This is a genomic window from Mycobacterium sp., from assembly GCF_049608025.1.
Lineage (GTDB): Bacteria > Actinomycetota > Actinomycetes > Mycobacteriales > Mycobacteriaceae > Mycobacterium.
Genome location: NZ_JBMYXC010000002.1, coordinates 27875 through 35734, shown reverse-complemented (window position 1 = coordinate 35734; position 7860 = coordinate 27875). Strand labels below are relative to the sequence as shown.

The following is a 7860-nucleotide window of genomic DNA, read 5'->3' as shown; positions in this document are numbered from 1 at the left end:
GGCCGACTCAGCCCGCACCCAGTTCCCCGGCGGTGACCGCGTCCCGGTGATCCTGGTGGTCAGCCGCGACGACGGCGCTGCGTTGACACCGGCTGACACGCAAGCAGCCGATGCGGCTCGCCAGCGGATGCTCGCGGCGAGCGGAGCGACGGGTCCGCCCATCCAGGTCTCCGAAGACCGAAAGGCCGCATTGGCGGTGGTGTCGTTATCGGCGGACCTGTCCGGATTTGCGCTCAGCGACAACGTCCAGGCGCTGCGCGCGGCCGCTGACCAGGGGCTTCCCGGTGACCTTCGGGCCGAGGTCACCGGTGGGCCGGCCTTCGGCGCGGACATCGCCGACTCGTTCTCCGGCGCGAATCTGACACTGCTCATCGTGACCGCGGCGGTGGTGGCACTTCTGCTGATCATCACCTACCGGTCCCCGGTGTTATGGCTGGCGCCGCTGGTGGTGATCGGCTTCGCCGACCGGGTCGCTGCCGTCGTCGGCTCGGCCGTCGCTGAAGCCTTGGGTATGGCACCGGACGGGCAGTCGTCGGGGATCACCAGCGTTCTGGTTTTCGGTGCGGGCACAAACTATGCGTTGCTGCTGATCTCACGGTACCGAGAAGAGTTGGGGCGTAACCAGTCCCATCAGGATGCGCTGGACACCGCCGTCCGCCGCGCGGGCCCGGCCATTATCGCGAGCAACGCCACGGTGGTGTTGGCACTATTGACTTTGCTCCTGGCGTCGTCACCGAGCACCCGCAGTCTGGGGGTCCAGGCCGCCTCCGGACTGGTGGTCGCGGCGGTGTTCCTGCTGCTGGTGCTACCCCCTCTGCTCGGTGTTTTCGGGCGGAAGCTGTTCTGGCCGTTCATCCCTCGGGTGGGGGACGAGGCACTCACCGACCGGGGGGTCTGGCACCGGGTGGCCGCCTCCGTCGCGCGACGACCGGCGCAGGTCGCGGTGGTTTCGATCGGCGCCCTGGCGCTGCTGTGCACTGGATTGCTGAGCACACCGCTGGGCCTGTCACAGACCGAGCAGTTCCGCGTTCAAGCCGAATCGGTCAACGGCTTCGACACACTGGCGGCGCACTTCCCCAGCGGACTCACCGATCCAACCTGGGTGATCGCGTCGACCGATCGCGCCGCCGAGGTGCAGCGCGTAATCGACGACACCCCCGGCGTCGTATCGGTGACACCGGCGGGTACCGCGCCGACCGGATTGAGTCAGTGGTCGGTGGTCCTTTCCGCTGCCCCGGCCTCCGATGAGGCATTCGGAACCATTGATGCACTACGTGATTCGGTGCACCAAGTTGACAGCGATGGACTCGTCGGCGGCTCCGACGCCAAGGCACGAGATGCGGCTGCAGCCGCCGGGCACGACCGCGCCGTGGTGGTTCCTGCGATCCTCGCGGTGGTATTGCTGGTGCTGTACGTTTTGCTGCGCTCGGCACTGGCACCGCTGGTCCTGGTTGCCGTCACGGTGCTGAGCGCGCTGGCCGCCCTCGGGCTGGGCGGCTGGGCGGGCGTGCATGTGTTCGGATTCCCGGCACTGGACAACACCGCTCCCCTGCTGGCCTTCCTGTTCCTGGTCGCCCTCGGGGTGGACTACACCATCTTCCTGGTGACCCGCGCGCGTGAGGAGACACCGGAGCACGGCACCCGCGACGGCATCATCCGGGCAGTCTCGGCGACCGGCGCGGTGATCAGCAGTGCGGGCATCGTATTGGCCGCGGTGTTCTGCGTGCTGGCCGTACTTCCCTTGATCGTGCTCACCCAACTGGGCATCATTGTCGGGTTGGGCATCCTGTTGGACACCTTCTTGGTGCGGACCGTGATCATCCCGGCGCTGTTCACCCTGATCGGCCCGCGGATCTGGTGGCCCGCGCTGCAAGGCGAGAACGCCGGTTCCCCGGTACGACGGGCAGGCGGCCGACACCGCGCCCGATAGCCCGCCGCGGTCAGGGGTCGCCCGGCACGTCGATCACACCTGATCGCGCCAGGATCACCAGGCTCACCACCAGCACCCACGCCGGAAAAGCCAACGTCATCCACGGGTAGATGTCGCTGGCCACCAGAACACTGAGCGCGACCAGGTAGGTCACGACCACCAGCCAGACGGGCATCAGCCGGGTCCGCAACCAGATGGTCGCCAGGGAGATCATGAACACCCCCGCCATCTTCAGCGCGTAGGTGTTGCTCAGCGACACGAGAAGTCCCTGACCGAAGGCGGCCACCTCGGTGCGGGTGCCGTTCGCGCCGAGGAACTCCTTGCTGGCGAGAAGTCCTGCGCCAACAGCGGTGGACGCGAAGATCATCGCCAGGAAAAGCAGACCGCTGCCGATGAACACCGTCGAGAAGAACTTGTCCTCCAATGAGCCGAGAACGTCGCGTATCACGCCGATGAACCAGAGGAACGCGATGCCCGCAAACGGCATCAGCACGATGGCGACCCGCAGCCGATCATCCGACCCGGCGACCCATTGCGAACCGAGTTCTTCACCGCCGGGCATCGCGGTACGGATCATCACCAGGACGGCGCCGAAAAGCAGCGCGAACAGCACACCGGCGAAGGCCGCCGCGCGCGGTGTCGAGAGGCGGCGGATGTGGCGGTCAATGGGGTGCGTCACCGTTCCATGGTGGCATGCCGGGCCCGTCTAGATGCAGTTGATCAGCCCGCCCACACATCCTCGACGTAGCGATCCGACTCGACCAGACCGATGAGCCAGTCGCGGGCATCGCTCTCGCTTGCCCCGGTGCGCGCGCGGTAGATGTCGATGAAAGCCTGCCGCACGGCCGGGGCCATCTTGGCGCCATCGCCACAGACGAAAACGTGGGTGTCGCTCGTGGGGTCGCCGAGAAGCGCCCAGACGTCCTCGGCGTCGGCGGCGATGCGGTCCTGCACGTAGCGGACGCCGTTCTGCGGTGCCCGCGAGAAGGCCGGGCGCATCGAGACGATCCCGAGCTCTTCGGCTTCGATGAACTGGTCCTTGAAGATGTAGTCCACGTCGGGGTCGCGGACCCCGAAGAAGCACAGCGCGGTGGTATACGGCTCACCCGCTGCTCTGGCCGCCAAGCGGTCGCCGAGGAACCCGCAGAACGGCGCTACGCCGGTGCCCGCGCTGACCAGGATGACGTTCTTCTCTGGGTCCGCGCCCGCTCGGAAGGCCTGGCGTGCCGGATCAACCCGGGCGCGAATATGTTCCCCGGCGCCGATGCCGGCGAGATGGTTTGAGGCAACACCTTTGAAAAGCCCCTGACCCGATCGGGCCGGAGCGTCGAGCACGCTCACCACGAGACCGACGACAGTCGGCGACAGTCGCGACGACGACGAGATGGAGTAGTGCCGGGGTGTCATCGGCTCGAGCAGCTCGAGAAGTTCTGCACCAGTAATGTCGCAGGCAGGGAACTCCTCAAGAATTTCGATGGGGCTGAGGGCACTCGGCTCGGAGGCGGCTGCAAGCTCTTCGAGGCGTTGCCGCTCCGGCTGGCACGGATTGGCCGCGGCAAGCTTCCGCAGTTGGCTGTTCGTGGCGGGCTTGCGAAGCTCGACGAGGTGGGTGAGCAGTTCGCGCACGCTCACCTCGCGGTCGAGTGCAATAAGCCGCCGCGAGGTCCGCCGAGGGTTGATCGACAGCCGTTCCTCGGGGTCGATTTCCAGCGATGCGATCACCGCTTCGACCACGTCGGCCGGGTTGTCGGCAAGCACCGTCAAATGATCGCCGGTCTGGTACTCCAAGCCTTCGGGCAGGGCGACGCGGACGTTTCTCTTGGCTTGCCCCAGGGCGTTCTCGCCACTGACCAATTCGTTGTTTTCCAGTACCACCATCGGTGCCACCGCGAACCGCGCGTCGATCGCCGCGGTAACCGGACCGGCGATCCTGTGCAGATCGTAGAGCGGCTCGTCCATGGAGGTCTTCAGCGTTGCGTCGGGGTCGCCGAAGTGCTCCGACAGCGCCCTACCCAGCGCGACAGTGAACTCTTCGACCGTCCCGGTGAGGTCACCCGAGGTGTCCGCCGAGCCCATCGGGACCAAACGCCGACCACCGAGTTCGGCCAGCCGTTCGTCGATACGCTTGGGCACCGCCTGGTAGGTATCGGTCCAGTTGTGGTCCCCGACACCCAGCACCGCGAAGTTGGGCGAGCCACCCAGTGCGGCATCCTCGCCGTTCAGCCACGCGAAGAAGGCGCGCGCATCATCGGTCGGCTGTCCGTTGTAGGACGACGCGACAATCAATATCACGTCTGCCTCGGGCAGGTCACCGACGGCGTCATCCAGCGGTCCGAGCGTTGCAGCGCAGCCCACATCGGTGGCTTCCTCTTGCAGTTGGCTGGCCAGCGCCCGGCAGGTGCCGAGGTTCGAGCCGTGCAGGATCGCCACGGTGGTTCCGGCCTTGATGGCTGAAACCACCTGCGACTGGACAGCGGCGGAGCCGGCCGTCTCCGCAGGCGTTGCGTGATGGCGGTCGGCCGGGGTGCGCCGGATCAGATCAAGGTGGAAACCGACGGGCCGGCGACTCAGCTCGCACTCCCACTGCGGTACGTAGTGTTGCGAATCGATCAGGCGGTATCGATGCAGCACCCGGGCGATCGCCATGGTGGCTTCGTGCAGGGCGAACTGGCGGCCGATGCACGACCGAGGCCCGGTGCCGAACGGCTTGAACAAGGCCGCCGGCCGGGCCGCGGCAAGGGCGGGTTCGAACCGGTCCGGGTCGAAGAGCTCCACGTTGTCGCCCCATTCCGGCTGCCGGTGTAGCGCCCCGGTGAGCACGGTGACCGCTTCGCCGCGCTTGACCGGGTACTTGCCGCCGATGACCTGGTCCGTCAGAGCCATCCGGTCGAAGCCCAGCACGGGAGGCGACAGCCGGAGCGTCTCGTTGAGCACCTGTCGCAGATAGGTGAGTTTGCCGATGTCGTCGTAGCTGGGCAGGTAGTCGTCGTCCGAGTCGAACACCTCGTCCACCTCGGCTTGCACCCGGGAGTGCACCAGCGGATGCCGGACGATGTTGTAGAGCGCAGTGGGCATCAGTTCTGAGGTCGTCAGCTGCCCGGCGATGAGAAAGGTCATGATCTGGTTGCGGATGTTTTCCGCCTCGAGCACCGGCTTACCGTCGGCATCCTGCTTGAGCATGGAGTACAGCAGGTCGTCGGCCTCGTACGAGCCGGCGCGGTGCCGATCGATCAGTTCATCGAAGTGCTCATGGAGGCTGGCCAGCTCGGCGTCGAATTCCGCGGCATATTGCGGTGCTCCGACCATATCGAGTGCGGTGGTGAAGCTCTTCGGGATCGGTGCGAGCCCGTCATGGTCGAAGGACTCGAAGCGTGCTCCGAATCCGGCCAATGCGACGGTGTCCATCGCGAGCTTCTGCAGATCGTCGGAGACGTCCACCGACTGTCGGCCAATGCTGGCATCCCAGCGGGCGATGAGCTGGCCGTTGATGTCCAGCATCGCGGCGTGGTAGTTACGCAGACCGGTGTAGCTGAACCCCGGCAGCAGTACGTCATGTGCCTTTTGCCAATTCGGCTCACCGTGATACGCGGTGAACAGGCCGTCACCGGCCAACTGGCGGATATCGGCGAGCGGCTTGGTCAGGTTCTTCGCGAACCTGCTCTCGTCGCACACCTCCTCGACCAGCGCCATGGAGCACAGGTACAACCGTTGAACACCGCTGTGGTCCCCATAGAAAATCGGTCCATGGAGCTCACCGAGGATGTCGATGGGGAGTGCGTAGGGTCGGCCGGCCAAATCCGCCGGAGTGGGTAGTGGGCCCTCGGCGGAAGGGACGTTCTCGAGCTGTGGGGGCAAAGAGATTTCGAATTCGGCCACGCCGGACAGCATATGCGTGCCCGGGCGTCTCCGGCCGCAAACTATGGCTGGCCGGGCAGAAGCCGGATCATCAACCCGTTCGCCTCGGCCAGCAGCTTGCCTTCGGGGTCGCGCAGTTCGGCGTTGACGAACGCCTTACGTCCCTCGGCCTCGCGGACCCAGCCCCGTGCGGTCAGCAGTGTGTCGATGGGGGTGACGTTTCGGTAGTCCACATGCAGGAATGCCGTCCGGCTGATCGGGCGCCCCGCGGCGTGAATCACCATGCCGAACACCGAATCGAACAGCAACGGCAGCACGCCTCCATGGACGGCTGAGTTTCCGCCGACCGAGAAGCGGCTGAAGGACACCTCCAACTCGACCCCGTCGGCGTCAAAGCTCACCACTTTGTACGGTGGCATCAGCAGGCTGCCGGAACCCGGTAGCGCAGGCACCCGGTTGGCGGGGCCGACGCCTTCAGCGGCCTCGGACGGGCCCAGCAGCTCAACCAGTTCCTCGGCGAGATCGGCCGCACGCTCCCAGGTGTGAGTGTCGGGAGCGGCGGACACTGCCAGATCCTGCGCTCGGCGCATCGCGGTCAGAAACCGTCCGAAGCCCGGGCCGGGGTCTGCCGCCTGGAAGTTCGGGAATCCGCCGCGCTTGTCATAGTCAGGATCGATAGCCCTGGGGTCGTCGGTCACCTGGCGGCCAGGATGTCGCGTCTGACGATCGTCTGGTCGCGCCCGGGACCCACGCCGATGCACGAAACATGGGCTCCGGCAAGCTCTTCGAGCCGAAGTACATAGTCGCGAGCGTTGGCGGGCAGATCCTCAAAGGTGCGGCACCCGCTGATGTCCTCCCACCACCCGGGACGTTCCTCGTATATCGGTTGGGCGCGGGCGATATCGCTCTGGGTCATCGGCATCTCGTCACTGCGCTTGCCGTCAACCGTGTAGCCCACACAGATCGGCACGGTCTCGAGGCTGGACAACACGTCGAGCTTGGTGAGGAAGTAGTCGGTGATGCCGTTGACCCTGGTGGCGTAGCGGGCGATCACCGCGTCGAACCATCCGCAGCGGCGACGCCGGCCCGTCGTTACGCCGATCTCCCCACCGGTCTTGGCCAGATACTCACCGCACTCGTCGAACAGCTCGGTGGGGAAGGGGCCAGAACCAACTCGCGTGGTGTAGGCCTTCAGAATCCCCAGTACGGTAGTGATCCTGGTCGGGCCGATGCCGGACCCGACGGACGCGCCGCCCGCGGTCGGATTCGACGACGTGACAAAGGGATACGTACCGTGGTCGACGTCGAGCAGTGTGCCCTGCGATCCCTCCAGCAGCACCGTTTCACCCTGTTCCAGCGCCGCGTTGAGCAAGAGTCGGGTGTCGGCGATGCGGTGCGCGAACCCCTCGGCCTGCGCCAGCAGTGCGTCGACCACCTCCGCGGGGTCCAGCGCCTTGCGGTTGTAGATCTTGACCAACACCTGATTCTTGAATTCCAGTGCACCGCTGATCTTCTCGGCCAGTAGCCCGGGGTCGAGCACGTCCGCGACGCGAATGCCGATGCGCGAGATCTTGTCCTGATAGCACGGCCCTATACCGCGGCCGGTGGTGCCGATCTTCTTGCTGCCTGCGTAACGCTCGACCACCTTGTCCATCGCTACGTGATACGGCATCAACAGATGGGCGTCAGCGGAGATGAGCAGTCGATCGGTGTCCACCCCGCGCGCCTCGATACCCTGGAGCTCGTCAAGCAGCACACCGGGGTCGACGACCACGCCGTTGCCGATGACGTTGGTGACGCCCGGGGTCAGGATGCCCGACGGAATCAGGTGGAGCGCGAAGTTATCCCCCGTAGGCAGCACCACAGTGTGGCCGGCGTTGTTGCCGCCCTGATAGCGAACGACCCACTGAACGCGGCCACCCAGAAGGTCGGTGGCTTTACCTTTGCCCTCGTCACCCCACTGGGCGCCGATGAGGACGATTGCCGGCATGGCGCTATCTCCTGCTCGTACCGCGCTCGATAATGTGTGCAGCCGGTGAGCCACCCTATCCGATCAACATCGACCTGATCACCGC

General features: G+C 65.9%; 5 protein-coding genes. 1 reads left to right on the top strand and 4 read right to left on the bottom strand.

What is annotated here, in order from left to right; translation table 11 throughout:
• Positions 1 to 1930: MMPL family transporter (locus ACPGXI_RS00975; RefSeq protein ID WP_526648888.1), on the top strand; the 1930-nt coding region annotated here is incomplete at its 5' end.
• Positions 1931 to 1940: 10 nt separating this feature from the next.
• On the opposite strand, the gene ACPGXI_RS00970 is transcribed toward ACPGXI_RS00975, so the two are convergent.
• The 4 genes from ACPGXI_RS00970 to ACPGXI_RS00955 are packed head-to-tail and all read right to left on the bottom strand — an operon-like array spanning position 1941 to position 7775.
• Positions 1941 to 2609, bottom strand: a complete 669-nt coding sequence (locus ACPGXI_RS00970) for a hypothetical protein (protein ID WP_526648886.1) — start codon at positions 2607 to 2609, stop codon at positions 1941 to 1943.
• Between the two features lie 41 nt (positions 2610 to 2650).
• Positions 2651 to 5806: a cytochrome P450 gene (locus ACPGXI_RS00965; RefSeq protein ID WP_526648884.1), complete on the bottom strand. Its 3156-nt coding sequence runs from the start codon at positions 5804 to 5806 to the stop codon at positions 2651 to 2653.
• Between the two features lie 41 nt (positions 5807 to 5847).
• On the bottom strand, positions 5848 to 6483 hold the full coding sequence (locus ACPGXI_RS00960; protein ID WP_526648882.1) for a PaaI family thioesterase: 636 nt from the start codon (positions 6481 to 6483) through the stop codon (positions 5848 to 5850).
• On the bottom strand, positions 6480 to 7775 hold the full coding sequence (locus tag ACPGXI_RS00955; RefSeq protein WP_526648880.1) for an adenylosuccinate synthase: 1296 nt from the start codon (positions 7773 to 7775) through the stop codon (positions 6480 to 6482). Before ACPGXI_RS00955 ends, ACPGXI_RS00960 begins: the two co-directional genes overlap by 4 nt.
• Between the last annotated feature and the right edge of the window lie 85 nt (positions 7776 to 7860).